This window comes from Brevundimonas sp. SGAir0440, from assembly GCF_005484585.1.
Classification (GTDB): domain Bacteria; phylum Pseudomonadota; class Alphaproteobacteria; order Caulobacterales; family Caulobacteraceae; genus Brevundimonas.
This window is the reverse complement of record NZ_CP039435.1, coordinates 1,658,380-1,683,093: the sequence shown is the minus strand read 5'-3', so window position 1 is coordinate 1,683,093 and position 24,714 is coordinate 1,658,380. Positions and strand designations below refer to the sequence as shown.

The following is a 24,714-nucleotide window of genomic DNA, read 5'->3' as shown; positions in this document are numbered from 1 at the left end:
GGTCTCTCGATCAGGGGGACGCCGCATGCATTACCGGGTAATGAAGTGCGCGCAATGTTACGTATCAGTAACGTGCCGGATCACATTTTCCGTCGCAGAAATCTTCCCTAAAATCTTCGCCAGATCGCAAGAACGGGCCCGCGACTGATGGGGATCTCCTGGCCTGCGACGGTTTGTCTCCATCCGGCCTGCATGCTCCACGCACCGAAATCGCGCACGACCGAGGCTTCCAGCGACAGCCAACGCGCGCCGCCGTCGGCCGCGCCGCCGAACGCCTGACCCAGCACCATCCAATCTTCGCCGATCCGGGCGCCCGCCGTGGCGTCGATACGGGTTTCATCCGGCAGGCCGTCGCGAAGACGGCGTGCGGCCTGAAGCTCGACGAATGCGCCGTCCATTCCCCAGCGCTCGCCCATGTCGCCGAGGGACCGGCCAACCGAGACTCGCGCTTCCCAATCGTGATCGCCGACGCCCGGCGCGGCATAGCCGGCATTGCGCCCCTCTCCGGCCTGGGTATAGCCGCCGTAAAGGCTGACCGCGTTTCGATCGTCGCGCCAGACCTGCCAGGTCGCGCCGATCTCGATGGGGCCGCGCCCGCTGTAATCGACGAAGGCGTCCTCGCCGTCCTGCCAGTCAGCCTTCAGCTGAAGCGTCAGCCGATCCGACACGCCGTATTCGGCGAACACGCCCAATGTCGCGTCACGCCGCCGCCCAGGCAGATCACGTTCCTCGCCAGCAGCGTCGAAGCCGGTGTCGGCGCTCAGCCGCTCGTATTTGACGATTGCCTGGCCCCTGCCCTTCGGCTGGGTCCAGGCGCCGGCGAGCGCTTGGGTCGGCATCAACGCCGCAAGGGCCAGCGCCCCCGCGACGAAGGGATTTAGGCGTCGTAGCCCGGCGACTTGCGATCCAGCTGGCGCAGCGCGCCCGGCCAAGCCAGCGAAGAGATGAAGCCGATGCCGCGCCCCTGTTCCTTGGTCTCGGCCTGCGCCTCGTCCGGCGCCAACAAGATGTGCTCGCGCCCGCCGGATAGCGCTGCAACCTGCTGCGCGCAGGCCCTCTCCAGGAAGAAGATGCCGATCCATGCCTGAGCCGCCGTTTCCCCGACCGCCAGCGTGCCGTGGTTTCGCAGCAGCATCAGCGGTTTGTCCCCCAGGTCGGCGACCAGACGTTCGCGCTCGTCATGGTTCAGGGCCAACCCCTCGTACCCATGATACGCAACCTGATGCTGTAGTAAACACGCGTTCTGACTGACGGGAAGCAAACCATCAGCCTGAGCCGCAACGCCCACCCCGTTCACCGTATGCAGATGAATGACGAACTTGGCGTCCTCGCGCGCGGCGTGTACGGCCGAGTGGATCGTGAAGCCTGCCGGATTGATGAAATAGGGCGTGTCCTGGACGATATTCCCTTCCAGATCGACCTTCACCAGCGACGAGGCCGTGATCTCGTCGAAGTAGAAGCCGTAGGGATTGATCAGGAAATGATGCTCCGGCCCGGGCACGCGCGCCGAGATATGGGTGAAGATCATGTCGTCCCAACCGTTCAGGGCGACGAGCCGATAGAGGGCCGCCAGCTCGACGCGGACCTGCCATTCAGCTTCGGACACGCGCGACTTGATCGAGGGACTGGTGCCGTCCGCCATGATTTCCTCCTGCCTCTGGATGGGCTTTCACAAACCGTCACCCCGCGCGGTCGCGTCGTCAAGCCGACACGGCCGCCGTTGACGTCACGTCACCCGCTGCAGCCGCCTTGCTTAACCCGGTCTTCATCACGCAAGCATATGGTTAAGCATCGTCGTCGGTTCGGGGAGCCGCCTTGTCTGTCGTTCAACTGGAGCCGCCCCGCGACGCCTGGGACGACCGGACTGTGTCTGAGCTTCTGGCGCTGGCCAGCAGCCGTTCGGCCGACGACCGTCAGCGCTTGCTGCTGAAGGTCACCGCGCTGTGTGAATCCAATCCGCCGCCGCCCAAGGTCGCGCCGCTTCTCAGTGACATCTTCCTCGCTCTGACGGCCCAGGCCGAGCGGGATATTCGACTGGCCCTGTCCGAACGGATCGCGGGCGTCGACTGGGCACCGCCCGCCTTGGTCAATATGCTGGCCTTGGATGAAATCGAGATCGCCCGCCCGGTCATCACCTCCAGCCCGCTTCTTCAAAACGCCGACCTGATACGCCTGCTGATCGAGGCGACGCTGGAGCATCAGATCGCCGTCGCCCGGCGCCCGCAGTTGGCGCGGCCGGTCGTGGACACGATCGTCGATCGCGCCGAACCCGTCACCATGACGGCGCTGGCGTCCAACCGCACGGCCGACATTGGCGAGGAGGCCATGCGCAAGCTGGTCGATCACTCCCGCCGCATCGCGGGCCTGCGCGCGCCGCTGACGCGCCACCCCAGGCTGAACGAACAGTTGGCTCAGCAGCTTTATCAATGGGTCGGCCAGACTCTGCGCCAATCGATCGGCGAACGCTTCCGCATCGACGACGCCCAGTTGAACGCGGCGGTTCAGGACGCGGCGGCGAAGGCCGTCGGCAGCCCGGACTGGCGCGCCATGCCCGCCCGGATGACCGAGGATCGCACACGTATCGACGCGGAACGACGACTGGTGGAAAAGCTTCAATCCGCCGGCCAGCTGCGTCCCGGCCTGCTGGTCCGCGCGCTGCGAGAACAGCGTTTCGAACTGTTTGAACAAACCCTGGCGGTCCTGGGCGGCTTCAGCGAGGCCCAGGTGCATCACGCCATCCGCGCGCCGACCGCCGAGCCGCTTTACCTAGCCTGCATCGCCGTGGGCGTGGACAAGGCCGTCTTCGCCTCCCTCTTGGTCGAGGTGCGCAAGCTTTCGGGCGGAATGCCTGCCGACGGCGGCTGGAAGGCGACGCCGATGAGCGCGCACGCCGCCTCTCGCGCCTTCCATCAGATGATGCACAAGCCCGCGACCGTTTGACTCTGCGCCCAAGCTCGGGCCACGTCGCCAAGTGACTCAGTCAAGCTCCACTCCCCTGCCGTCATCGCCGCGATTGGCCTTCGTCGCCAGCGACCGGCCCGAAGCCCAGGCGGCGCGCAAGGCTTTGATCGCTCGCTATGGCGCCGTGCCCGAAGACGAGGCCGATGTGATCGTGGCCCTGGGCGGCGACGGGCAGATGCTGGAAACCCTTCACGGTAACCTGCGCATGCGCACGCCGGTGTACGGGATGAACCGGGGGTCCGTCGGCTTTCTTATGAACGACTATGACGAGAACGGTCTGCTGGAGCGGATCGCGACGGCCGAAAGAACGGTCATCCACCCGCTTCAGATGGACGCCTGGACCGAAAGCGGCGAGGTCCACACCGGCCTTGCCATCAACGAGGTTTCGCTGCTGCGCCAGACACGCCAGTCGGCCAAACTGCGGATCACCGTCGATGAGCGCGTGCGGCTTGAAGAACTGTCCTGCGACGGCTGCCTTGTGGCCACGCCGGCGGGATCCACCGCCTACAATCTGTCCGCACACGGCCCGATCATTCCTCTGGACGCCCGCATCCTGGCCCTGACGCCGATCAGCGCCTTCCGGCCCCGTCGCTGGCGCGGCGCCCTGTTGTCGCACGGCGCCAAGGTGCGGTTCGAGGTCTTGGAGGCCGACAAACGCCCGGTTTCGGCGACCGCCGACAACTTCGAGGTCCGCCGCGTCGCCCGCGTCGAGGTGCGCGAGCGTCGTGACGTCACCCTGACCATGCTCTTCGATGCGGGCCGGTCGTTCGACGAACGGGTGATGGCCGAACAGTTCGCCAACTGATTGGTCACGGCTTCTTAAGCCCGCTACCGTATCTTGGCCTGAACGTCCTATGGAGCCCGCCATGAGCAATCCGGCGCAGATCACCCCTCCGACCAACTCGCTGCGGCTCAAGGTCGGCGGCGGCTTCGGCATCAACGCCGACGCCATCGCCAAGGCTGAGGAGGCGCTGAAAGCCATGTCGGCCCAGTTCGGCCAATGGCTGAACGACGAGATCGTCAAGCTGGACAAGGCCCAGGCCGACATCCGTGAGCAGGGCTACACCCCCGCCACCGCCGAGGCCCTGTATTTCCGCGCTCATGATCTGAAGGGCCTGGGCACGACCTATGAGTATCCGCTGGTGACGCGCATCGCCGGTTCGCTGTGCAAGATGCTGGACGACGCCGATCGCCGCATGACTGCGCCCATCGCCATCCTGGACGCGCACATCGACGCCATCCGCGCCGTCGTCCGCGACCAGATCAAGACCGACGAACATCCGACCGGCCGCGCTCTGGCCGAGACTCTGGAAGCCCGCGTCGCAGATCACCTCGCAGGCTGATCGTCCCTCCAGCCGTTTGCGAAAGGCCCGTCGTCTCCGGCGGGCCTTTTTTCTTAGGCCGCGTTGGCGGCGGCCAGGCTGAGCGACGGCGACTGATCCAGCCGCTCCATCAGATAGGCCAGATCATCCCGCAGGACGGCCGGACGCTGGGTCAGGAACCGCTCCAGCATCTGATCACGGAAATAGGCGCTCGACGTATCGATCCCCTCCGCCGCCAGCGCACGCCAGGTGTCGACGCCCGCACGGAAGGCCTGAAACAGGCGCGGCGGCAAACCCGCGCGATCATAGATGGCCTTCAGCCCCAGCGGACCGGCGTCATGCACCATCAACCAGGCACGGTGGTGCGGCGTGTTGGCCAGTTCGGCCAGCCCATATTCGAACATCGCCATCTGACCCCGCGCCAGTCCGCGCAACAGCAGAGAAGCGTTCAGGACGCGACGGGCGTTCAGCTGGGCCATGAAGGCCGCCAGATCGGTGCTGACGCTGGCCTGATCGACCAGATCCACCGTCATCCGCTCACGAGAGTATTGGGCCAGACGGATCGCGGTTTCCGGCGCCACAGCGTGATGGCTGATCAGATGTTCGCGCACCGCCTCGCTGGCCAGTTGGATCAACCGTTCTGTCACATGCAGCGGCAGGACCTGGCGATAGGCCACGGCGGTCAGGACTTCGGGCGCTTCGGCGAAACGATCGACGACGGTGGCCAGCGCGCCTTCGGACAGGTCGGCGTTGTCGTTGGCCGCCAGGGTGCGAACCGATTGCTCACATCCTTCGGCCGCCAGCACGGTCGCGACATCGCGCGACACCCGCGCCCGCCCCGCCACGGCGACCTGACGCACGACCGATCCGGCGCGCACGATCTCGATCAGATCCTCGTCGCTGAACGCCGGCGAGGAAGCGATGATCGGCAGGGCGATGCTGTCCAGATCGCCGGCCAGCTTGCGGGCCACGTCATTGGGAATCAGATCGGACGCCTTCAGCGTGACGGCCATGGCGCGACGCACCAGTTCGGCCGCGTCATTGGCCAGCAGACGCAGGATTTTCTGCGCCGCCGCCCGGTCGTCCTCATTCAGTTCCGCGCGCTCCATGTTGCGGCACAGCTTGTGCGCCGCCTCGGCCCGCTCATCGTCGTCCGTCGCCTTAATCAGGCGTCGAATGTCCACTTCTGTCAGGCGGGCGCGGAAGGCGGTCATGGACGGCTCATGATGGAATCGGACGTTGATCCCAGAATGAGACTGCCATGCTTAACGGGCGGTTTACCATCGGTTGCAATGCAACGACTCAGGTTGTTCCCTTGCCATTTGGCGAGAAAGCGCCGCCGAAGCCGCTGCTCGACGATCCGTCCTGACCGAGCAGTAGCGCAAGCAGCCCTTGATCCTGCTTCAGCCGATCCAGACGCGCGGCCAGCATCTGGTCCTTGTCGCTCAGGTTCGGCACGGCGTATTTCGCCTCGCCCGCCCCCGCTGCGGGTGCGCCGTCGCCGGCTGTGCGCTGCAGATTGGCGTGGACCTCGGCGACCGTGGCGGCGCGTCCATTGCGATAGAAGATGCTGCGATTGGCCCGCGCGGCGTCCGGGAACAGGGCTGCGGCGCTGCCGCCCGGATTGCGATCCATCGCCTCCATCAACCCGGCGGCCCCAGCGGGTCCCAGGAAATGAGCCGCATACAGATCGCCCGCGCCCGGTTCCTTGCCCGTGCGGCCGCGCAGATAGGCGGCGTTGGACGCCGTCAACTCGGCAGCCATGGTCGAGGCGGCATGGGGATCGAACCGCAGGTCCAACACCACGTTGCGCGCCGAACCCTCGACGCGCCAACGTCCGTCCGACCCGCGATGGATCAGATCGGCGTACTGGCCATAGCCGTGCTGGGCCCCATGCTGCTTGACCGTGCCCAGCCAGGTCTGCTCGATGAATTGAAACAGGCCGGCGGCCGACGAGGTCGGGGCCTTGGCCGATGGGTTCATCGCGCTCTCGCGCCGCGCGGTCTTGACAAGGAAGTCATAGTCCACGCCGACGGTGTTCGACGCGCGCCGGATGGCCGCCTCTACCCCGCCTGTCGATGGAATCGCTCCGATACCCATGTGCGAAGAGTCGGCGAACGTAGTTAACCAACTCTTAATTCTTAACGGCCGCGTTAACGCCTCGACCTTCGTCGAACGCGAAAACTTCGCCGTAAAGCCGCCACAAGCTGCGCGCTCAACTTCCAGTTACGGGCGCTGCGGGGGCGGTGAACGAGGGAGTGACGTTATGATGATCCGTGCTGCCGGTGGTCCCGGCTTGATCAGCCCGATCGACTTCGGGGAACGCAAGAAACCTATCCCGCGATGGATGCTGGGCGCCATCGGCATCTCGGTGGTCCTGCACGTTGCGGCGGGGGTGGCGCTTTATAATCAACGGTTCGAGCTGAGCGGGCTGACGCCAACAGTGAAGCCCGATGATCCCATCGATATCGTCTTCCAAAGGCTGCCAGAGCCCAAGCCGCTCCCACCCACGGTTACGGCCGCCCCGCCGACGCCAATCCACAAGCCGGCGCTGACCGTTCCTGTCGATGTGCCGACAATCGCACTCACCCCGCCAGAGAACTCGTTCAACACGGCGCCGCCCGGACAAGTGATCGTCAGCACTGCCCCCACCGGCGTCGAGGGCGGCACGGCGACCGTCGAGACGCCGCCGCGTCCGCCGTCGGTGATCAACAATCCGTCTTGGGCCAGCCGGCCTTCGGCGGCGCAGATGGCGCGCGCCTATCCGACCCGCGCCGCAGAGAACGGCACGCCGGGTTCAGCCACGCTCAGTTGCGTGGTCAATGCAGACGGCGGCCTGAACGGCTGCCGGGTCGTGGGAGAGACACCGAGCGGCCAGGGCTTCGGCCGCGCCGCGCAGAGCCTGACGCGGTCGTTCCGCATGAACCCGCGCACCGTGGACGGTCGCCCCGTCGACGGCGCGACCGTCAACTTCACCGTCCGGTTCGCGATGGAGGGCTAGAACCGACCAGGGTCGAGGGCGCGGGCGTGCGGCGACGCCGTCCGCCCCTCGATCGCATCGGCGACCACGGCGCCGACCAAGGGCCCCAGCAGCCAGCCGTTTCGACGCGGAGCCAAGGCCATGAACAGACCCTCTGCACCAGGCGCCGCGCCCGCGAGCGGCAGACCATCCGCCGTCGCGCCCCGGATGCCGACGCGCCATTCGATAGACAGCGGCTCAGGCGACCGACCCAGCGCAGCCCAAGCCGCCTGGGTCAGGCGTTCGGACGTCTCGGCGTCCGGCGCCGTGTCCCGCCGCCCCGGCTCCATCGTCGCTCCGATGACCGCGCCAGACGCCATTGGCGCGACATAGGCGCCCGGCCCGCGCAAGACATGATCGACAAGATGTCCGGCTGCCACGCCGATCTGTCCCCGGATCGGCTGGATCTCCGCGATCAAACGGCGCGCGGTCTGGGGCAGACCGGCGATCGCGTCCCCGGCGCCGGTGGCCAGTACGACCGCCTCCGCATCCAGCCACTGATCGCCGACTTCGAGCCGCCAGCCGCCATGGGTGCGGGCGATTGCCGTCACCGTCCCAGCTACGACAGCCTCGCCCAGCGCCTGCCTTAGCGCCGCCAGAGCCTGTGTCGGCTCGACCTGATAATCGTCATCGGTCGTGACGCTGGCGCCATCGCGCCGCGCGTCGAAGCCCAGCGCGCGCAACCGCGTCTCCATCCCCTTCACATCGCCGCCTCGCCATTCGGCGGGTCGATGCGCCAGAGCGATGTCGGCCGCCGTCGCGAACGCGGGCCACAAATCACGGCCTGCCCTAAACAGCCGCGCGCGATCAACCGACGCGTCGTCGATGGCCGATTCCATCGCCGGGGCGATCATCCCCGCAGCCACGAGCGAGGCGTTCACCTCGCCGGGATCGACCACCAACACGGTCCGCCCGCGCCGATGCAGTTCGAACGCCGTGCAGAGGCCCAGCACGCCCGCGCCGATAATCACGATGGGAGAGGAAGACGTCACGGGCCGTCTGATCGACCCGCGACGCCCCTATTGCAAGATGGCTTTCGCCTATTCCGCCGCCATCGAGGCCGCGCCGGCGTCATCCAAACGCGCGACCAGGGCCGCGTGCTGGTTCCACAGGGTGGTCGGCAGTCGATCGCCGAACTGGCGATAGAAGTCGGGGATCAGCGCCGCCTCTTCGGCCCAGACGGCCGCATCCACGTCCAGCAGGGTCGACAACTGCGCCGGCGTCAGGTCCAGGCCTGACAGGTCCAAGGCCGTGACTGACGGCACGCGCCCGACCGCCGTATCGACCGCCTCGGCCTCGCCGTCGATCCGCTCGCTGATCCACTTCAACACGCGCGCATTGTCGCCGAAACCGGGCCAGACGAAGCGGCCGTCCTGATCCTTTCTGAACCAGTTGACGAAGAAGATGCGCGGCAGTTTCGAGGCGTCTCGCCCTTGCCCCATCTTCAGCCAGTGGGCGAAATAGTCGCCCATGTTGTAGCCGCAGAAGGGCAGCATGGCGAAAGGATCGCGGCGCAGTTCGCCCACCTTATTCTCGGCCGCTGCGGTGCCTTCAGACGCCACGGTCGAGCCCATGAAGACGCCGTGCTCCCAATCGAAGGCTTCGGTCACCAGCGGCACGGCGCTGGCGCGGCGGCCGCCGAACAGGATCGCGTCGATCGGCACGCCCTTGGGATCTTCCCACTCGGGCGCGATAGCCGGGCATTGGCTGGCGGGCGCAGCGAAACGGGCGTTGGGGTGGGCGGCGGGTTCGCCGGACGCGGGATCGTGCGGACGGCCCTTCCAGTCGGTCAGGCCTTCGGGCGTCTCCTTGGTCAGACCCTCCCACCATACATCGCCATCGCTGGTCAGGGCGGTGTTGGTGAAGATGGTGTTGGAGGCCAAGGTCTCCAGCGCATTATGGTTGGTGTTGCGGCTGGTGCCCGGCGCGACGCCGAAGAAGCCGGCCTCGGGATTGACCGCATACAGCCGCCCATCATCGCCGAACCGCATCCAGGCGATATCGTCGCCGATGGTCTCGGCGGTCCAGCCAGGCAGGCTGGGCTGCAGCATGGCCAAGTTGGTCTTGCCGCAGGCGCTGGGGAAGGCGGCGGCGACGTATTTCGCCCGGCCCTTCGGATCCGTCAGCTTGAGGATCAGCATGTGCTCGGCCAGCCACCCCTCGTCGCGGGCCATGATCGAGGCGATGCGCAGGGCGTAGCATTTCTTGCCCAACAAGGCGTTGCCGCCATAGCCGGAACCGTAGGACCAGATTTCCCGCGTCTCCGGGAAATGCACGATCCACTTGTCGTCGTTGCACGGCCAGGCGACGTCCGCCTGACCGTCGGCCAGCGGCGCGCCCAGCGTATGGACGGCCGGTACGAAGACGCCCGTGTCGCCCAACTGATCCAGCGCCGGTTTGCCCATCCGGGTCATCACCCCCATCGACAGGGCGACATAGCCGCTGTCGGTGATCTCGACGCCCAGGGCGCTGATCTCGGACCCCAGCGGGCCCATGCAGAACGGGACGACATACATCGTCCGCCCGGCCATGCAGCCGTCGAACAGACCGTCCAGACGCTCACGCATCTCGATCGGATCGGCCCAGTTGTTGGTCGGGCCGGCGTCAGCTTGGTCATCCGAGCAGATGAAGGTGCGGCTCTCGACGCGCGCGACGTCGCGGGGATCGGAGGCGGCGTAGTAGCAGCCCGGCCGTTTGGTCTGATCCAGCGCCTTCAGCGTGCCCTTGGCCAGCAGGTCGGCGGTGATGGCGTCTTTCTCGGCCTCGGAGCCATCGCACCAATGGACCTTGGCGGGCTTGGTCAGGGCGGCGATCTGCTCGACCCAGGCGATCAGCCCGGCATGAGCGGTGGGCGCCGGGCGCAAGCCGGGCGTGGAAGGATTGGACAAGGACGTCTCCTGAGCAAAAAGAGCCCGGCGATCTGACGCCGCCATGACTCGACACATAACGATCACGCACTGTTACAAGCGGAATGCGCCGTCGTTTCCGCCACGTCAAACCACGCACGAAAGCGCCGATGTCCACCGGTGTCTTCGGCAAAAGATCGCAGATGCGAGAGCGCCGTCGGAGCGATAGAAGGGCCTGTGCAAACACTGGATTCGCTCACTGTCCTGCCTGACGGCGCGCTTACCTCGCCGGCCGCGCGCCGAAACGCCGAGGCGATTCTTCGCGTGCTCCGCGCCCATCTGCCGGCGCGTGGATCGGTGCTCGAGATCGCGTCCGGATCGGGCGAACACGCCGCCGCCTTCGCCGCCGCCCTGCCGGATCTCCATTGGACGCCTAGCGACCCCAGCGACCAGGCCCGCGACAGCATCGCCGCCTGGAGCCGCCAACTCGCTGCGTCGAACCTGAACCCGCCGCTGGCCCTCGACGCCGGCGACCCGATGACTTGGTCGACCGAGACGTTCGACGCTCTCTATTGTGCGAACATGACGCACATCAGCCCCTGGTCGGCGACCGAGGGGCTGATGGATCTGGCCGGTCGGGTCTTGAGACGCCCCGGCGGCCTGCTGGCGCTTTATGGCCCCTACCGCGAGTTCGAGGTTCCGCTGGCGGAGTCGAACGCGGTCTTCGACGCCAGTCTGAAGGCGCGAAACGTAGACTGGGGTTTGCGTGATCGCGAAATGGTCGAGGCCCTCGCACGCTCGCATGGCCTTGCGGCCACGCTGCGGGTTCAGATGCCGGCGAACAACCTGATCCTGCTGTTTCGCGCCGTCTGATCAGACGATCGCGCCGACCAGCTTCGACAACTCGGCTCGCTCGTTCAGCAGGGTCACTCCCCCGTCCTTGAACACCGCGCCCTCGGCATTGACTGACACGCCGAAGCTATCGGCCGCCAGCGCGACGCCGTCCGCGAAGGCGATGACCGTCAGGCCGTTGGCGCGCGCCAGGTCGATCAGCGACCGCACGGCCGCCAGCGACGCCTCGTCCGTCGAACCGCCTGGCACGACCAGACCCTTCAGACGCCCCTCGGCGATGTCCTTGGCCGTTGCGGTGGCCAGCACGGTCACGCCGCCGGCGATCAGGCTGGCGTCGCCCGTCGAGATCGGGGCCAGGCCCACGCCCTCGGCCCGCAACGCGCCCTCCACGTCGCCTAACTCGCCAAACGCCATGTCACGCCGCATCACCAGCCCCATGCGCAGACGGGTAGGAACAGGACGGTTGTAGCCAGTGCGACGGGGGCCTGCGGAAGATTTGTTTTGAGCGAACAAGACGTCTCCTTGAGATGTTTAAATACTGATCTAGATCCGACAAGCGACGCTGTCGAACCACCCACGCCGATGACCAGAAAAACGAAAATCGACGGGCCCGACGCGTGTCGTCCCGCACTCTGGATCATTTGTGGAATGCCGCCAGATATAGTGATGATCTCGTCCGGATCAACCTGCCAGTTCGAACAGACTCGCCTTGCTGATCCTGAAAACGGCGACCCGCTTGCTCGCGATCCCGCCCGGCTCTAGACAGCCGCATCGACTGGACGACGGAATCGCATGGCCTTCACCCGCACCTATGACGGCGACGAACCCGTTCGCGTGAACAAGTGGCTGGGCCAGACCGGCGTCTGTTCGCGGCGCGAGGCTGATACCCTAATCGCCAATGGTCTGGTCTCCATCGATGGCGAGACGATCAGCGACGCCGGCCGAAAGATTCAACCCGGCGAAACCCTGACCCTGAACGACACCGCCCAGGCGGCCTTGGCGACGGGCATGACGCTGGTGCTGCACAAGCCGGTAGGTTACGTCTCGGGCCAGCCCGATCCCGGCAAGATCCCGGCCGTGCGATTGCTGAAGACGCCCAATCGTATCGGCGAGGGCGACACGCCTGCCCGCGACGCCTCTCTTCCCCCGATCGGTCGATTGGACGAAGATTCGCGCGGCCTGCTGCTGCTGTCATCGGACGGCGTCGTCGCCAAGGCGGTGATCGGCCCGGCGTCCGAACTGGACAAAGAATATCTGGTCGTCGTCGAAGGCCAGATCACCGAAGGCAATCTCAGCAAGCTGCGCCACGGCCTGTCGCTGAACGACAAGCCGCTAAAGCCCGCCCGCGTCACCCAGACGGGTCCGCAAAGCCTGCGTTTTATCCTGACGGAGGGCAAGTATCGCCAGATCCGCCGCATGTGCGAACTGGTCGGTCTGGAGGTCGTGGATCTGTATCGCATCCGCATCGGCCCGCTGGAGCTGGGCGACCTGCCTGAAGGCCGCTGGCGTCACCTGACCAATCAGGAACGTGCCATGCTGATCGCGGCCTCGACGACGCCGCCAGCGCCCTAAATCGAGCGCCCTGATCGAGCGCCCTAATCAAGCGCTCTGAACCACCGGTCCAGCAGTTGGGCCTCCGCACGGCGCGCCTCGGTGCGTTCGGCGGCCTCGGCGTCCACGCCCCACTGTTCTTCCTGAAACAGCTCGTCGATCCGCGACAGGTCGAACGCCGCCCCGCCATCCAACGCCCCCTGCTCCACCGCCAAGGCCAGTACAGCCGACCCCAACAGCGGCACGGCCGTCGCCAGACCGGTCAGGCGGAAATCGTCCAGCGACAGGGCATACGCTTTCACCTTTGCGATGGCGTCAGGGGACTGCTGCCGATGCACGATGCCTTCAACCGGCTCCAGCACCACACCCATCTCGCGCGCGGCCCAATCGCGCCACGGACCCCACTCCCGCGCCTGCCGTTCGACCAGCGGCGTCGGATGCTCAGCCAGATAGCAGACCACGTCCGATCCGGCATAGGCGGCGATCTCGTCCGCCACCGCATCGCGCGCCTGACCGATCCGGTCGATCGCGGTCGAGGCCAAGCGCGTCGCCGGCATGGTCGACGGATCCAGAAACTGCCCTTGCGCCGCCCATTCGTCCGCGACCAACTGCGCCGCAGCCTGGTTCGGCAGAACCAGCGGCGCTTTGGCCGGGGTCTTGGGCGCACGGCCATCTAACAGCACGGCCCAGCCCCCGTCTGCATGCGGCCCGACGCCCGCCTCGGTCCAGAAACGCGAGATGCGATCCGGCGACTGTTCGACGAAACGCGGGCGATGCGGGGCGGGTTGATCGGTCATCAGAGGGTCCGTTGGAATCAGGCCGGCACGACGTCGAACGCCAGCGTCAGACGCGACGCCTCGCCGCCGAACGGCTGGGTGCCATGCCACATATAGGAAGGAAACAGCACCAACGTGCCGGGTTGGGGCTGCACATAGTGTTCGGCCGCCAAGCTCGGCAGGCCGGGCGGCGCACCGAACCGCAACCAGCCCTCGCGCCCCTCACCCTGCACCGCCGGCGGCAGTTCGATATGGCAGGCCGAGGACAGCCAGCCGTTCGAATGAATATGGTCGGCGTGAAATCCGTTCGGCCTCAACCGCACCGACCAACTGCCCTGGATGCGATAGTGGCCCGTATTGCGTGCTCTCAGCGGGTCGTCGCCCCGGCCCAACGCCGCCATATAGTCGCGAATCGGCTTGTCGATGACCTGGAAGAAGGCGCGAATGGCCGGATCGTCGCTTTGGGTCAGAGACGCGCTGGTCTGCGATCCGCCGCGCAGCGACTGGCCTACCGGATGGGTCTTCAATGTGTGCAGATCGTGCAGCGCCTTCGCCAGATCGACCAGATAGGCCTCCAGCGACGCCCACCCTTCCGGCGCCTCCAGCCGATACGGCCGCACGAAGGCGTCGTAGTCATAAAGATCACGGTATCGAGGGTCGCCCAGCATCCGCCACGCCGTCGCCTGAAAGGCCAGCACATGCTGGTTCAGCGGCTCGCGCGCCCTAAGCGCTTCAATGGTAGCGAGCGCCGCCTTAGCCTGCCCCAGCGCCAGCAGGCATTCGGCCTGCGTCACCATGATCGCCGCGACCTCGCCGCCGGCCAGAGCCGCCGCCCGGTTCGCGTGGTCCAGCGCCCGGCTCGGGTCCCGCGTCAGGCACGCCTGCGCCGCCGCCAGTTCCCCCGGCCCATCCAGCGGCCCGGCGACCAGGGTGTGGTAGGCCCGCTCGCCCTGCCCTGCATATTCCAGCAGCTTCGCCTTGATCTGGCGCAGCAAAGGCGTCGTTGGCGAAACGGCGATGGCGGCGTCCAGCGGCGCGCAGGCGGTTTCCAGATCGGCATCCCGCATCCAGATCAACTGGCTGAGATCGCGCAGCGCGTCGCCATAGCCGGGCCGCCGCAGCAGCGCCTGACGATAGGCGTCCTCGGCCTCGTCGAACCGGCTTTGCGCTTGCAACGCCCGCGCCAGCACCAGCCAGGTTTCGGGCGCATCGCCGCCGATCGACATGGCGGCGCGACAGGCGACCTCGGCCCCGGCCGCCCGCCCAAGATCGCCGAGGGTGGACGCCAGATTATGCCACGCCGGCACGCTCTGCGGCCGAACGGCGACGAGGCGCTGCGATAGCGCCGCACTGTCGTCCAGACGCCCCGCCCGCTTCATCAGATCGGCCTGCACTGACAAGGCCTGCCACGGCGCATCGGCCTGCTGCGCTATCGGCGCCAGCATATCCAAGGCCGCGTTCAGCCGCCCGGCGGCGGCCAGAGCCTTGGCCCTTTCGACCGTAGCCTGCCAAACCTGCGCTTGGAGGCCCGACGTCACCGGATTCGCTTCACGCCCAGGAACGGATCGTCTTCGGCCTCGTCCTCGGAAAAGCCGAAGTGGGCGAAGCCGGCTTTCATCTCGGGGCTCAAAGGAGCGGTGACCTTGAGAACGCCGCCGCGCGGGTGGTCCAGTTCGATGCTGCGGGCGTGCAGTTGCAGCTTCAGCGGGCCCGACAGTTCGCGCGATTTCTCGTCGCCGTATTTCGGATCGCCCAAAATGGGGTGGCCGATGCCCGCCATATGGGCGCGCAGCTGGTGCGTCCGTCCGGTGAAGGGGCGCAGGGCCATCCATGACGCCCGGTGCGAGGCGCGGCTGATGGTCGAGAACGCCGTCTCGGCCGGTTCGGCGCGTGGGTCCTTGCGTTCGGCCGGGCGCATCATCTCGAAGTCGTTGATGCCGGTCTTCTTCAGCGGCATGTCGATCTGGCCCGAATAGGGTTTCGGATTGCCGATGACGATGGCCCAATAGGTCTTCCTGGCCTGCCGCCGCGCAAAGGCGCCCGCCAATCGCTTGGCCGCCTCCGGCCCCTTGCCCAGCAGCAGAACGCCCGAGGTGTCGCGGTCCAGCCGGTGGACCAGTCGCGGCCGCTCCAATCCCTCGCCCCAGGCCGACAGCAGACGGTCCACGTGACGGCTCGTCTTGGTCCCGCCCTGCACCGCCAGGCCATGCGGCTTGTTCAAGGCGATGACCATGTCGTCTTCGTACAGGACCAGCGACTTGGCGAAGGCGATGTCCTTTTCGGACAAGGTGTGGGCGTCGCCCGCCTGGCGAGAAGTGTCGTTGGGGATCGGCGGCACGCGCACGGCGGCGCCGGCGGTCAGCCGGCCTTCGGGTTTGATACGGGCGCCGTCCACGCGGATTTGACCGCTGCGGGCCATCTTCTGCACCTGGATGTTGGACAGGTGCGGCCAGCGCCGGCGGAACCAACGATCCAGCCGGATGCCGTCCTCGTCCTCGGCGACATAGATCGTCAGGACTTCGCGCTTGGGCGTATCTGCTGCGGGCGGCTGATCGGTCAAGCGGGAACTCCAAAGGCGCGGCGGGCGACCATCAGCCCGACGAACAGGGCCGCGATCGCCAGAACCACCGAGCCGATCACATAGGCGGCGGCCAGGCCGATCTGGCGGCGCTCGATCATCTGCGCCGCTTCCAGCGAATAGGACGAAAAGGTCGTGAACCCGCCCAACACGCCGACGGCGGCGAACAGGCGCACCATCTCTTGCTGCGCCCCACCCCGGAACGCCAGCCAGCCGACGAGCAGACCCATCAGCAGCCCTCCGGCGACGTTGGCGGCGAAGGTGCCCACGGGCCAACCGGCATTGGGCGCGAGCCGCCCGGCAGCGAGGCCAAGGCCATAGCGCGCCATGGAGCCGATGGCGCCACCTGCCGCAACGAGAAGAAAACGTGTCATCGTGCGGCGATATATACGCCGCCCGCGCCGAAAGCGATGGTCAGCGCGGGATGGAGCTCTGGACCGCGCGCGCGTCATAGGCGTTCGGACGATCCGGCTTCTGGCCGCGTCCCAAAACGACTTCCAGCGTCGTCGAGGTTGGCTGCGGTCCGCTGAAGTTCAGACCGACGCCCACGCCGACGCCCGAGGCCGAATAGCCGCCATATCGGCTGCTGCCGCCGCCGATGGAGACGCTCGGGCTGACGCCGCCTGCGCCACCCGGCCGACCATCGGTCCAGCTCTGCGTCACCTCGAACCAGTCGTAGCCCTGTTCCGTGGTCAGGTCGGCGGCGCGCACCAGCGCCCAATCAGCGACACGGCCCGCGGCGCCGACGCCGTTGTAGGTGACACGATAGCGGTTGGATTCGATCCGCTGCTCCGAATACCCCTGCCCGTTCGGCCCCATCTGAGCGCCATAGGGGGCGAGGCTGGCGCAGGCGGTCAGGGCCAGGGCGGAAAGACCGGTCAGGGCGAGGGCGAGACGCTTCATCAAAGGTATCCTTTCAACGACATAGCGCCAAAACGCGCACGGCGTTCCCTGAAGCGCCCGCGCCCTAAAGACCCAGCGCCGTTCTCAGCGTCGCGAAATCCTCGGGCGGCGGCGCTTCGACGGTCGTCGTCCCGCCCTCGGGATGCGGAAAGCTCAGTTTGGAAGCGTGGAGCATCAGGCGCGGCGCCGGCCCGACCGACGTGGTCAGCGCGCCGCCGTAGCGCACGTCCCCGATCAACGGTCGACCGATATGGGCCATGTGGACACGAAGCTGGTGCATCCGCCCGGTCAGCGGCTCCAGCTCGACCACGGCCCCTTCCGGTCCCGCGGCCAAGGTCCGATAGCGGCTCTGCGACCCTTGCGCGCCCGGCGCGTCAAAGGCGACGACCCGCATATAACTCTCGCGCCCGATCTCCTCGCGGCGCAACGGCGCGTCGATGGTCGCCGCCTTGGGCTCAGGCGCCGCCGACAGCAGGGCCAGATACTGTTTCCTGAACCGCCGCATCTGCAACGCCTTGCCCAGAAAACTCGCCGCCGGCTTGGTCTTGGCCGCCAGGATCACGCCCGAGGTGTCGCGGTCCAGCCGATGCACCAGCTCCGGCCGCTTGCCGTTCGACCGCGCGAACGCCCACAGCAGATCGTCCAGCGTATGCGCCTTGATCCGCCCACCTTGGCTGGACAGGCCCGGCGGCTTTGAGAAGGCGATGACGTGCGCATCCTCGTGGATCACCCACGACCGGACGGCGGCGATATCATCGGATGAAAGATCGGCAGGAACGCGGGTCACGGCGCGTCCATACGCGACGGCGCGCCCTGCGTCAGCCCATCAGCGCAGCACGCCGCGTTTGCGCATATTGAACGCATAACCAAACAGTAGAACCGCAATCAGCAGGATGACGATCGGCATCCAGCTCATGGCCGCCAGTTCGGGCGGCGCCGGCGGCGGAGGATCGATCAACTTGCCATAGATCAGGCTGATCAACGCGCCTAGCAGCGAAAGGCCGAAGGCCGGAACCGCCCAACGCCGGCGCAAAAGCAGCATCACAGAGCCGATCACCGCTCCCCAGACCCCCAGCGTCCACGGCACATACATCCAGCCGGGCATGGCCTCGTAATAGGCGACCATGGCGTCGTCGAAACCCGCCGCCCGCATATAGGCGTCGCCCCGCGTCGTAGTCTGGATGAAGTCGAACGCGCCGAACCCATTCCACAACAAAGACAACACGCCCACCAGCCACAGATGCCAGGGCGTTTTCACCGTCTCGATCATCGTCCCCTCCCAAGGATGTCAGGCCGGAACGCTAACCGCCTTATCAACTGGCGACAATGAACAGCGTTCAGTCAGTCGCCGGACGCGTCCGCCGCCAGCCGTGCTCGCATCTCGGCCCAGCGCTCCAAACGCGCCTTGACCTTCTCCTCGTGCCCCTCGCCTTTGGGCTTGTAGAAGGTGCGACGGTCGATCTCGTCGGGGAAGAAGTTCGCGCCGGAGAAGCCCTCGGGCGTGTCGGGGTCGTATTGATAGCCCTTGCCGTACCCCAGCGACTTCATCAGCTTGGTCGGGGCGTTGCGGATATGGGCGGGCGGCATCAGCGAACCCGTCTCATAGGCCGCCTTCTTGGCCGCCTTGAACGCCTCATAGACCCCGACCGACTTGGGCGCCGTGGCCAGATGCACCACGGCCTGGGCCAGGGCCAGTTCACCCTCGGGGCTGCCCAAGAAATCGTAGGTGTCCTTGGCCGCGTTGGCGACCAGGATCGACAGCGGATCGGCCTCGCCAATGTCCTCGACCGCCATCCGCACGATCCGCCGCGCCAGATACAGCGGATCCTCCCCCCCGTTCAGCATGCGCGCCAGCCAATAGAGCGCCGCGTCGGGATCGGAGCCCCGAACCGATTTATGCAGGGCGGATATGAGGTTGTAGTGTTCTTCTCGGCTCTTGTCGTAGGCGGGCGCCCGGCGTTGCAGCACGCCCGCCAGCCCCTGAACGTCCAGCTTTTCGCCGTCCGGCAGGTCGAACAGCACCTCCGACATGGTCAGCAGATACCGCCCGTCGCCGTCGGCCAGGGCTAGAATCGCCTGCCGCGCCTCCGGCGTCAGCGGCAGGGTCCGGTCCATATGCGTCTCGGCCCGGCTCAGCAGCTGATCCAGGGCATGATCGTCCAGCCGCTTCAGCACATAGACCTGACTGCGCGACAACAAGGCGCCGTTCAACTCGAAGCTGGGGTTCTCGGTCGTGGCCCCGACCAGGGTCACGACGCCCGCCTCGACGAACGGCAAAAAACCGTCCTGCTGGGCGCGGTTGAAACGGTGGATCTCATCCACGAACAGCAGCGTGCTCTGTCCCGCCGCACGCCGCATCCGCGCCGCCTCGAACGCTTTCTTCAGGTCGGCGACGCCCGAGAACACCGCGCTGATCGCCTGATATTCATAGCCCGCGGCCTGGGCCAGCAGCCGCGCAATCGTGGTCTTGCCCGTGCCCGGGGGGCCCCACAGGATCATCGATCCCAACCGCCCGGCCTCGATCATGCGCCTGATCGGCCCGCCTGGCCCCAGCAGATGATCCTGCCCCACCACCTCGTCCAGCGTGCGCGGACGCAGGCGGTCGGCCAGAGGGGCGTCGGGGGGCAGAATGCCGGAGGCTTCGAACAGGTCGCTCATGGGTGCGACCTATGTAGGCGTTCGCCAAAGGCTTTTCACGCGTTAGTATGGCGAACCGCCACGGAGACCGCCCCATGACCGACGCCAATCCGAACCAGGGTCCGACTTCTGGCGTGACGCCGCACCTGACCATCCCGTCGCGCGGCGCTTCTGCGGCGATCGATTTCTACATCATCGCCTTCGGCGCCGAGGTGCTGGACCGTCGACTGGCCGATGACGGCGAGCGACTGATGCACGCCCACCTGAAGATCAACGGCGCCAGTGTCATGTTGAATGACGAGTTTCCGGAATACGGCGGTTCCCAGAATGTCCGCCCTGCCGGCGTCACCCTGCACCTTCAAGTCGCCGATCCCGATGCCTGGTGGACGCGCGCCATGACCGTCGGCGGCGCGGAACCCGTCCTGGACCTGGCCGATCAGTTCTGGGGCGACCGCTACGGCGTCCTTCGCGATCCCTTCGGCCACACCTGGTCGATCGGCGGGCCGACGAAGGCCTGACGACCTATCTCAGAACGCCGCGAATCTGACGGCCGCCCCGGTTGACCACGACCTCCCACGGGCCGCGACCGGAACTGGCGGCCTCGACATCACGGGCCGAGCCGATGGCGCGGCCGTTGATGCTGACGATCAGGTCGTTCTGACGGAAGCCGGCGCGCGCCGCATAGCCGCGGCCGGACACGCCAGTCACGATGACGCCCGTCGCGAACGGATCGCCGCCCAGGCGGTCCGCCAGAGCGGGACTAAGCGCCACGACCTCGGCGCCGGCGAAGGGACCGGACTGGATCGTCACCCCCTGCTTCGGATCGGCGTCGCCCGGCAGGGTCTGCACTCGCGCCGTCAAGGTCTGAGCCCGACCGTCGCGCAGGATGGACACCTGCACCTGATCGTTCGGATTGCGCGAACCGACGCGGTAGTTCAGCCCGTTCTGGTCGTTGATCTCCTGACCATCGACGGCGGTGATGACGTCGCCCTGACGAATACCGGCGCGCGCGGCCGGGCCGTTGGCATAGACGTCGGTGACGACCAGTCCCTGCGGCCGGCTCAGGCCCAGGCTGCCGGCGATGTCGCCGGTGACCGTATCGCCCTTCACGCCCAGCCACGGCCGAACCACAGCCGTCGCGCCGCCCAGGGCGCTGTCGACGACCCGCTTGACCATGGCCGCCGGCACGGCGAAGCCAACCCCGGCCGAGGAGCCCGAGCGCGAGAAGATGGCGGTGTTGATGCCGATCAGGTCGCCGTCCATGTCCACCAGCGCCCCGCCCGAGTTGCCGGGATTGATGGCCGCATCGGTCTGGATGAAGGACCCGCTGTCGGAAATGCCGGTCTCGGTCCGGTTCAGGGCCGAGATGATGCCGTTGGTCACCGTCTGGCCCACGCCGAACGGATTGCCGATGGCCAGGACCAGATCGCCGACCTGCTGCTCTTCCTGATCGTCGATAGCCAAGACCGGCAGGCGGTCGCTGACGTTCTCCAGCCTCAGCACGGCGATGTCGCTGCGCTCGTCGGCCAGGATGACGGTGGCGGGAAACTCTCGCCGGTCGTTCAGGACGACCTTGATCTGCTGAGCGCCGTCGATGACGTGGTTGTTGGTCACCACGATCCCGTCCGAGCGGACGATGACGCCGGAGCCCACTGACTCGGCCACCCGCGCCTGGGGAATGCCGCCGCCGAAGAATTGGAAGAAGGGATCGGCCTGCACCCGCTGCACGCTACGTGCCGAGATATTGACCACGGCCGGCGCGGCGGATCGCACCACAGGTGCGAAACTGGACTTCATTCCCGCCGCATCCGCCGGGGCGGTGCGCGTCGGCTGGGCGAACTCGCCCTCCTGCGCCTTGGAGTTCGAGGGATTGCCGCATGCCGACAGGGCGAAGGCGGCGGCGAGCACGATCGATCGGGTCTTCATGGGCATCCGAAACTGGGGCATCCGAGACTGGCAGGCGTAAAGCGACGACATTCCGCACCCGGTTTCGGGCCGGATCAAGGCGTTGGACTGTCATCAACGGACAAGCTTTACAGCCGTTCCGTTCGGCCCCCTGCCCGCCATATTTGCCCTTCGCGCGCAGGATCGCTACATCCGGCCAAACCTCCCAATCCGACGAAACCCGAAGGGCGCACCGCACCTCATGGCGCAGCAATATATTTTCCAGATGCAGGGTCTGACCAAGACCTTCCCCGGCGGCCGCAAGATCTTCGAGAACATCTGGCTCAGCTTCTACAACGACGCCAAGATCGGCGTCGTCGGCGTCAACGGCTCGGGTAAGTCCACCCTGCTGAAGATCATGGCCGGCCTGGACAACGAGTTCAACGGCGAGGCCCGCGCCGCCGACGGCATTAAGCGCGGCTATCTGGAGCAGGAGCCCCAGCTCGATCCGGCCCTGAACGTGCGCCAGAACGTCGAGGCCTGGTGCGAAGAGAAGCAATGGGTCAACCGCTTCAACGAAGTCGCCGCCGAACTGGGTGAGAACTACACCGACGAACTGATGGAGGAGATGACCTCCCTTCAGGAAAAGATCGACGCCGGCGACGTCTGGGACATCGACGCCCGGATCGACCAGGCCATGGGCGCCCTGCGCTGCCCCCCCGACGACTGGGAAGTCACCAACCTGTCCGGCGGTGAGAAGCGCCGCGTGGCGCTCGCCCGTCTGCTGCTGTCCAAGCCCGACATGCTGCTGATGGACGAACCGACCAACCACCTGGACGCCGAATCCGTCGCCTGGCTGCAGCACCACCTGGAAAACTTCCCCGGCTGCGTCATCCTGGTCACCCACGACCGCTACTTCTTGGATCAGGTCACCAAGTGGACGCTGGAGCTGGACCGCGGCAAGGGCCACCCGCACGAGGGCAACTATTCCTCGTGGCTGGAAGCCAAGCAGAAGCGCGTCGTGCAGGAGCAGTCGGAATCCGAAGCGCGTCAGCGCGCCCTCACCCGCGAACTGGAATGGGTCCGTTCAGGCGCCAAGGCCCGTCAGGCCAAGTCCAAGGCCCGTCTGGCCGCCTACGAACGGATGGTCGAGGAACAGGAATCGATGCGCGGCGCCCAGACGCACGCTCACATCCAGATCCCGCCCGGACCGCGCCTCGGCAACGTCGTTCTGGAAGTCGAGGGTCTGCAGAAGTCGTTCGGCGACAAGACCCTGTTCGACAACCTGACCTTCAAACTGCCGCCCAACGGCATCGTCGGCGTCATAGGCCCGAACGGCGCCGGCAAGTCGACCATGTTCAAGCTGATCACCGGCCAGGAACAGCCAGACGGCGGTTCGATCCGCGTCGGCGAGACGGTCAAACTGGCCTATGTCGACCAGTCGCGCGACGACCTGAAGCCAGACGAAACCATCTGGCAGGCCATCTCGGGCGGCACCGACGTGATGATGGTCGGCAAGCGCGAGATCAACACCCGCGCCTATGTCGGCAGCTTTAACTTCAAGGGCGGCGATCAGCAGAAGAAGGTCGGCCAGCTGTCCGGCGGTGAGCGCAACCGTGTCCACCTGGCCAAGACCTTGGCCTCGGGCGGCAATCTGATCCTGCTCGACGAACCGACCAACGACCTGGACATCGAAACGCTGCAGAACCTCGAAGAGGCTCTGGAAGAGTTCGCGGGCTGCGCCGTGGTCATCTCCCACGACCGCTGGTTCCTCGACCGCCTGGCCACCCACATCCTCGCCTTCGAGGGCGACGGCCATGTGGAATGGTTCGAGGGCAACTTCGAAGCCTACGAACAGGACAAGATGCGTCGCCTGGGCGCCGACAGCATCATTCCCAAGCGCATCCAGCACCAGAAGTTCGGCCGCTGATCGCCTGACCTGACAAGAGGAGCCGCTGCATGACCCAACGCCCCGCCGTTCTCATCATGCAGCGGCATCTCGCCCCGCTCTCGGGATTTCTGGAGAGCGCCTACGATGTTTATCGCTTCTGGGAAGGTCCGCCGATCGAGGCCGCCCACGACATCCGCGTCATGGTCGTCGCCGGCGAGGCGCCGCTGGACAAGGCGCTGATCGAACGCCTGCCCAATCTCGACCTGATCGCCTGTTTCACCTCCGGCTATGACGGGATCGACATCGACTGGTGCCGCCGGCGCGGCCTGCCCGTCACCCACGCGCCTGGCGTCAATCACGAGGATGTCGCCGATCACGCCCTGGGCCTGATCCTGGCCGCGCGTCGCCAGATCGCCTCCGGCGACCGTCAGGTCCGCGCCGGCGGCTGGACCTTCGAGACGCGCACCATCACGACGTCGCTCGCCGGGCAGAAGCTGGGCATCGTCGGTCTGGGCCACATCGGCAAGGCCGTCGCCCATCGCGCCGAGGCCTTCCGAATGGCGGTCAGTTGGTGGGGGCCGCGGCCGCACGACGCCGAATGGCCACGCGCCGACAGCCTGCTAACGCTCGCCAAGGCCAGCGACATCCTCGTCGTCGCCTGCAAGGCGGACGAGACCAATCGCGGCCTGATCTCACGGGACATCCTCGAGGCGCTTGGCCCCGACGGCCTGCTGGTCAACGTCTCGCGCGGCCAGGTCGTGGACGAAGACGCCCTGATCGCCGCCCTGAAATCAGGGACACTGGGTCAGGCGGCCCTGGATGTCTTCATTGAGGAGCCGACAGATCCAGCCCGCTGGGCCGACGTTCCCAATGTCATTCTCACGCCCCACACCGCCGGGGCAACGACCGCCGGGGTGCAGGGCATGCTGATGCTGCTGATCGAAAATCTGCAGGCGCACTTCGCGGGCGAACCGCTGAAGACGCCCGTCGTCTGAGTTCAGCGGGGACGCTGAGGCCGCTCGTCCGCCGTCACCACGCCGTCGCCGTTCTTGTCCATCGCCTTGAAGGCCGCGGCGAGGCCCACATCGAATTCCTCGCGAGTGATGCGTCCATCCGCATCGGCGTCGAAGCGCGCCAGCACCCGACCGCCGCGCGCATTGGCCAGTTCACTGGCGTCGACCACGCCGTCTTCATTGGCGTCCAGGCGGTTGAACATCTGGGTCATGCGCGCCTGCATCTGGGCAAGATTTTCGCGCTCCGGCGGCCGCATCTGTCCGCCCATGGGCCGTCCTGACATTTCAGAGGCCGGCGTTTCCGGAAAGTCGCTCTGGGCCAACGCCGGACCGGCGGCGGCGACAGCAAGAGCGGCGATAAACAGGCTACGCATGAGATCACTCCAAGACGGGTCTGCTGGCTTTAACGCGCGCACGAACCATTCCCGTCGACGCGTTTCCAAGAAACCGATTTCACTTGCCAAATCATATAAGGATATCT

The 24,714-nt window shown here is 66.6% G+C and carries 26 protein-coding genes; 9 read left to right on the top strand and 17 right to left on the bottom strand.

Features of this window, described 5'->3' with window-relative positions:
* Positions 1-107: 107 nt before the first annotated feature.
* Together E7T10_RS08265 and E7T10_RS08260 are read right to left on the bottom strand one after the other, a co-directional pair.
* Complete coding sequence (locus E7T10_RS08265) at positions 108-839, bottom strand: hypothetical protein (RefSeq protein WP_210416068.1); 732 nt, start codon at positions 837-839, stop codon at positions 108-110.
* Positions 840-877: 38 nt separating this feature from the next.
* Positions 878-1,642, bottom strand: coding sequence for a class II aldolase/adducin family protein (locus E7T10_RS08260; RefSeq protein ID WP_137721433.1), 765 nt, complete (start codon positions 1,640-1,642; stop codon positions 878-880).
* A 173-nt stretch (positions 1,643-1,815) separates the two neighbouring features.
* Here E7T10_RS08260 and E7T10_RS08255 point away from each other — a divergent pair, with 173 nt between their 5' ends.
* From E7T10_RS08255 to E7T10_RS08245, 3 genes are all read left to right on the top strand, one after another.
* Positions 1,816-2,940, top strand: a complete 1,125-nt coding sequence (locus tag E7T10_RS08255; RefSeq protein ID WP_137721432.1) for a DUF2336 domain-containing protein — start codon at positions 1,816-1,818, stop codon at positions 2,938-2,940.
* 73 nt (positions 2,941-3,013) lie between these two features.
* Positions 3,014-3,766 (top strand): NAD kinase, encoded by a 753-nt coding sequence (locus E7T10_RS08250; RefSeq protein ID WP_137721431.1) that lies wholly within the window; start codon positions 3,014-3,016, stop codon positions 3,764-3,766.
* Positions 3,767-3,827: 61 nt separating this feature from the next.
* Positions 3,828-4,304: an Hpt domain-containing protein gene (locus E7T10_RS08245; RefSeq protein WP_168189913.1), complete on the top strand. Its 477-nt coding sequence runs from the start codon at positions 3,828-3,830 to the stop codon at positions 4,302-4,304.
* 53 nt (positions 4,305-4,357) lie between these two features.
* Here E7T10_RS08245 and E7T10_RS08240 read toward each other — a convergent pair whose 3' ends face one another.
* The gene (locus E7T10_RS08240; protein ID WP_137721429.1) at positions 4,358-5,497 is read right to left on the bottom strand and encodes a DUF2336 domain-containing protein; all 1,140 of its coding nucleotides are present in this window, start codon (positions 5,495-5,497) and stop codon (positions 4,358-4,360) included.
* Positions 5,498-5,585: 88 nt separating this feature from the next.
* A complete protein-coding gene (locus tag E7T10_RS08235) occupies positions 5,586-6,383 on the bottom strand; it encodes a transglycosylase SLT domain-containing protein (RefSeq protein WP_137721428.1) in 798 nt (265 codons plus the stop codon).
* Between the two features lie 166 nt (positions 6,384-6,549).
* Here E7T10_RS08235 and E7T10_RS08230 point away from each other — a divergent pair, with 166 nt between their 5' ends.
* The gene (locus tag E7T10_RS08230) at positions 6,550-7,284 is read left to right on the top strand and encodes a TonB family protein (RefSeq protein ID WP_137721427.1); all 735 of its coding nucleotides are present in this window, start codon (positions 6,550-6,552) and stop codon (positions 7,282-7,284) included.
* On the opposite strand, the gene E7T10_RS08225 is transcribed toward E7T10_RS08230, so the two are convergent.
* Together E7T10_RS08225 and E7T10_RS08220 are read right to left on the bottom strand one after the other, a co-directional pair.
* On the bottom strand, positions 7,281-8,294 hold the full coding sequence (locus tag E7T10_RS08225) for an FAD-binding oxidoreductase (RefSeq protein WP_246845966.1): 1,014 nt from the start codon (positions 8,292-8,294) through the stop codon (positions 7,281-7,283). The two genes, E7T10_RS08230 and E7T10_RS08225, sit on opposite strands and share 4 nt — an antisense overlap.
* Positions 8,295-8,342: 48 nt before the next feature.
* On the bottom strand, positions 8,343-10,190 hold the full coding sequence (locus E7T10_RS08220) for a phosphoenolpyruvate carboxykinase (GTP) (protein ID WP_137721426.1): 1,848 nt from the start codon (positions 10,188-10,190) through the stop codon (positions 8,343-8,345).
* 195 nt (positions 10,191-10,385) lie between these two features.
* Here E7T10_RS08220 and E7T10_RS08215 point away from each other — a divergent pair, with 195 nt between their 5' ends.
* The gene (locus E7T10_RS08215) at positions 10,386-11,021 is read left to right on the top strand and encodes a DUF938 domain-containing protein (RefSeq protein ID WP_137721425.1); all 636 of its coding nucleotides are present in this window, start codon (positions 10,386-10,388) and stop codon (positions 11,019-11,021) included.
* On the opposite strand, the gene E7T10_RS08210 is transcribed toward E7T10_RS08215, so the two are convergent.
* Positions 11,022-11,426 carry a hypothetical protein gene (locus tag E7T10_RS08210; protein WP_210416066.1) on the bottom strand — a complete coding sequence of 135 codons (405 nt, stop codon included), beginning with the start codon at positions 11,424-11,426 and terminating at the stop codon, positions 11,022-11,024.
* A 366-nt stretch (positions 11,427-11,792) separates the two neighbouring features.
* On the opposite strand from E7T10_RS08210, the gene E7T10_RS08205 reads away from it, so the two are divergent.
* Positions 11,793-12,572 carry a pseudouridine synthase gene (locus E7T10_RS08205; protein WP_137721424.1) on the top strand — a complete coding sequence of 260 codons (780 nt, stop codon included), beginning with the start codon at positions 11,793-11,795 and terminating at the stop codon, positions 12,570-12,572.
* Between the two features lie 23 nt (positions 12,573-12,595).
* Here E7T10_RS08205 and E7T10_RS08200 read toward each other — a convergent pair whose 3' ends face one another.
* The 8 genes from E7T10_RS08200 to E7T10_RS08165 form a co-directional block, all read right to left on the bottom strand.
* Positions 12,596-13,348 carry an ATP12 family chaperone protein gene (locus E7T10_RS08200; RefSeq protein WP_137721423.1) on the bottom strand — a complete coding sequence of 251 codons (753 nt, stop codon included), beginning with the start codon at positions 13,346-13,348 and terminating at the stop codon, positions 12,596-12,598.
* Positions 13,349-13,365: 17 nt separating this feature from the next.
* A complete protein-coding gene (locus tag E7T10_RS08195) occupies positions 13,366-14,865 on the bottom strand; it encodes a putative 2OG-Fe(II) oxygenase (protein WP_137721422.1) in 1,500 nt (499 codons plus the stop codon).
* A complete protein-coding gene (locus E7T10_RS08190; RefSeq protein ID WP_137721421.1) occupies positions 14,862-15,887 on the bottom strand; it encodes an RluA family pseudouridine synthase in 1,026 nt (341 codons plus the stop codon). The genes E7T10_RS08195 and E7T10_RS08190 overlap by 4 nt, the downstream gene beginning before the upstream one ends.
* Positions 15,884-16,279 (bottom strand): fluoride efflux transporter CrcB, encoded by a 396-nt coding sequence (gene crcB, locus E7T10_RS08185; protein ID WP_137721420.1) that lies wholly within the window; start codon positions 16,277-16,279, stop codon positions 15,884-15,886. Before crcB ends, E7T10_RS08190 begins: the two co-directional genes overlap by 4 nt.
* Before the next feature lie 40 nt (positions 16,280-16,319).
* On the bottom strand, positions 16,320-16,808 hold the full coding sequence (locus E7T10_RS08180) for a hypothetical protein (RefSeq protein WP_039247208.1): 489 nt from the start codon (positions 16,806-16,808) through the stop codon (positions 16,320-16,322).
* Between the two features lie 64 nt (positions 16,809-16,872).
* Positions 16,873-17,595, bottom strand: coding sequence for an RluA family pseudouridine synthase (locus E7T10_RS08175; RefSeq protein ID WP_137721419.1), 723 nt, complete (start codon positions 17,593-17,595; stop codon positions 16,873-16,875).
* A gap of 39 nt (positions 17,596-17,634) precedes the next feature.
* Positions 17,635-18,078, bottom strand: coding sequence for a hypothetical protein (locus E7T10_RS08170; RefSeq protein ID WP_137721418.1), 444 nt, complete (start codon positions 18,076-18,078; stop codon positions 17,635-17,637).
* Positions 18,079-18,149: 71 nt separating this feature from the next.
* A complete protein-coding gene (locus E7T10_RS08165; protein ID WP_137721417.1) occupies positions 18,150-19,466 on the bottom strand; it encodes a replication-associated recombination protein A in 1,317 nt (438 codons plus the stop codon).
* 74 nt (positions 19,467-19,540) lie between these two features.
* Here E7T10_RS08165 and E7T10_RS08160 point away from each other — a divergent pair, with 74 nt between their 5' ends.
* Positions 19,541-19,963, top strand: a complete 423-nt coding sequence (locus E7T10_RS08160) for a VOC family protein (protein WP_137721416.1) — start codon at positions 19,541-19,543, stop codon at positions 19,961-19,963.
* 4 nt (positions 19,964-19,967) lie between these two features.
* Here E7T10_RS08160 and E7T10_RS08155 read toward each other — a convergent pair whose 3' ends face one another.
* Positions 19,968-21,371, bottom strand: coding sequence for a Do family serine endopeptidase (locus tag E7T10_RS08155; protein WP_026108432.1), 1,404 nt, complete (start codon positions 21,369-21,371; stop codon positions 19,968-19,970).
* Between the two features lie 220 nt (positions 21,372-21,591).
* Between E7T10_RS08155 and ettA the strand changes: the two genes are divergently transcribed.
* Together ettA and E7T10_RS08145 are read left to right on the top strand one after the other, a co-directional pair.
* The gene (ettA, locus tag E7T10_RS08150) at positions 21,592-23,259 is read left to right on the top strand and encodes an energy-dependent translational throttle protein EttA (RefSeq protein ID WP_017506497.1); all 1,668 of its coding nucleotides are present in this window, start codon (positions 21,592-21,594) and stop codon (positions 23,257-23,259) included.
* Positions 23,260-23,288: 29 nt separating this feature from the next.
* Entirely contained in the window at positions 23,289-24,215 is a 927-nt protein-coding gene (locus E7T10_RS08145) for a 2-hydroxyacid dehydrogenase (RefSeq protein ID WP_137721415.1), read from the top strand.
* 2 nt (positions 24,216-24,217) lie between these two features.
* On the opposite strand, the gene E7T10_RS08140 is transcribed toward E7T10_RS08145, so the two are convergent.
* Complete coding sequence (locus E7T10_RS08140; protein WP_137721414.1) at positions 24,218-24,607, bottom strand: EF-hand domain-containing protein; 390 nt, start codon at positions 24,605-24,607, stop codon at positions 24,218-24,220.
* Positions 24,608-24,714 lie beyond the last annotated feature (107 nt).

Bases quoted from the DNA above. Each gene is read 5' to 3' on its own strand.
- E7T10_RS08265 (WP_210416068.1), bottom strand. From the start codon at position 839: ATGCCGACCCAAGCGCTCGCCGGCGCCTGGACCCAGCCGAAGGGCAGG.
- E7T10_RS08260 (WP_137721433.1), bottom strand. From the start codon at position 1,642: ATGGCGGACGGCACCAGTCCCTCGATCAAGTCGCGCGTGTCCGAAGCT.
- E7T10_RS08245 (WP_168189913.1), top strand. From the start codon at position 3,828: ATGAGCAATCCGGCGCAGATCACCCCTCCGACCAACTCGCTGCGGCTC.
- E7T10_RS08240 (WP_137721429.1), bottom strand. From the start codon at position 5,497: ATGACCGCCTTCCGCGCCCGCCTGACAGAAGTGGACATTCGACGCCTG.
- E7T10_RS08235 (WP_137721428.1), bottom strand. From the start codon at position 6,383: ATGGGTATCGGAGCGATTCCATCGACAGGCGGGGTAGAGGCGGCCATC.
- E7T10_RS08230 (WP_137721427.1), top strand. From the start codon at position 6,550: ATGATGATCCGTGCTGCCGGTGGTCCCGGCTTGATCAGCCCGATCGAC.
- E7T10_RS08210 (WP_210416066.1), bottom strand. From the start codon at position 11,426: ATGCGGCGTGACATGGCGTTTGGCGAGTTAGGCGACGTGGAGGGCGCG.
- E7T10_RS08205 (WP_137721424.1), top strand. From the start codon at position 11,793: ATGGCCTTCACCCGCACCTATGACGGCGACGAACCCGTTCGCGTGAAC.
- E7T10_RS08200 (WP_137721423.1), bottom strand. From the start codon at position 13,348: ATGACCGATCAACCCGCCCCGCATCGCCCGCGTTTCGTCGAACAGTCG.
- crcB (WP_137721420.1), bottom strand. From the start codon at position 16,279: ATGACACGTTTTCTTCTCGTTGCGGCAGGTGGCGCCATCGGCTCCATG.
- E7T10_RS08180 (WP_039247208.1), bottom strand. From the start codon at position 16,808: ATGAAGCGTCTCGCCCTCGCCCTGACCGGTCTTTCCGCCCTGGCCCTG.
- E7T10_RS08170 (WP_137721418.1), bottom strand. From the start codon at position 18,078: ATGATCGAGACGGTGAAAACGCCCTGGCATCTGTGGCTGGTGGGCGTG.
- E7T10_RS08165 (WP_137721417.1), bottom strand. From the start codon at position 19,466: ATGAGCGACCTGTTCGAAGCCTCCGGCATTCTGCCCCCCGACGCCCCT.
- E7T10_RS08160 (WP_137721416.1), top strand. From the start codon at position 19,541: ATGACCGACGCCAATCCGAACCAGGGTCCGACTTCTGGCGTGACGCCG.
- E7T10_RS08155 (WP_026108432.1), bottom strand. From the start codon at position 21,371: ATGAAGACCCGATCGATCGTGCTCGCCGCCGCCTTCGCCCTGTCGGCA.
- ettA (WP_017506497.1), top strand. From the start codon at position 21,592: ATGGCGCAGCAATATATTTTCCAGATGCAGGGTCTGACCAAGACCTTC.
- E7T10_RS08145 (WP_137721415.1), top strand. From the start codon at position 23,289: ATGACCCAACGCCCCGCCGTTCTCATCATGCAGCGGCATCTCGCCCCG.
- E7T10_RS08140 (WP_137721414.1), bottom strand. From the start codon at position 24,607: ATGCGTAGCCTGTTTATCGCCGCTCTTGCTGTCGCCGCCGCCGGTCCG.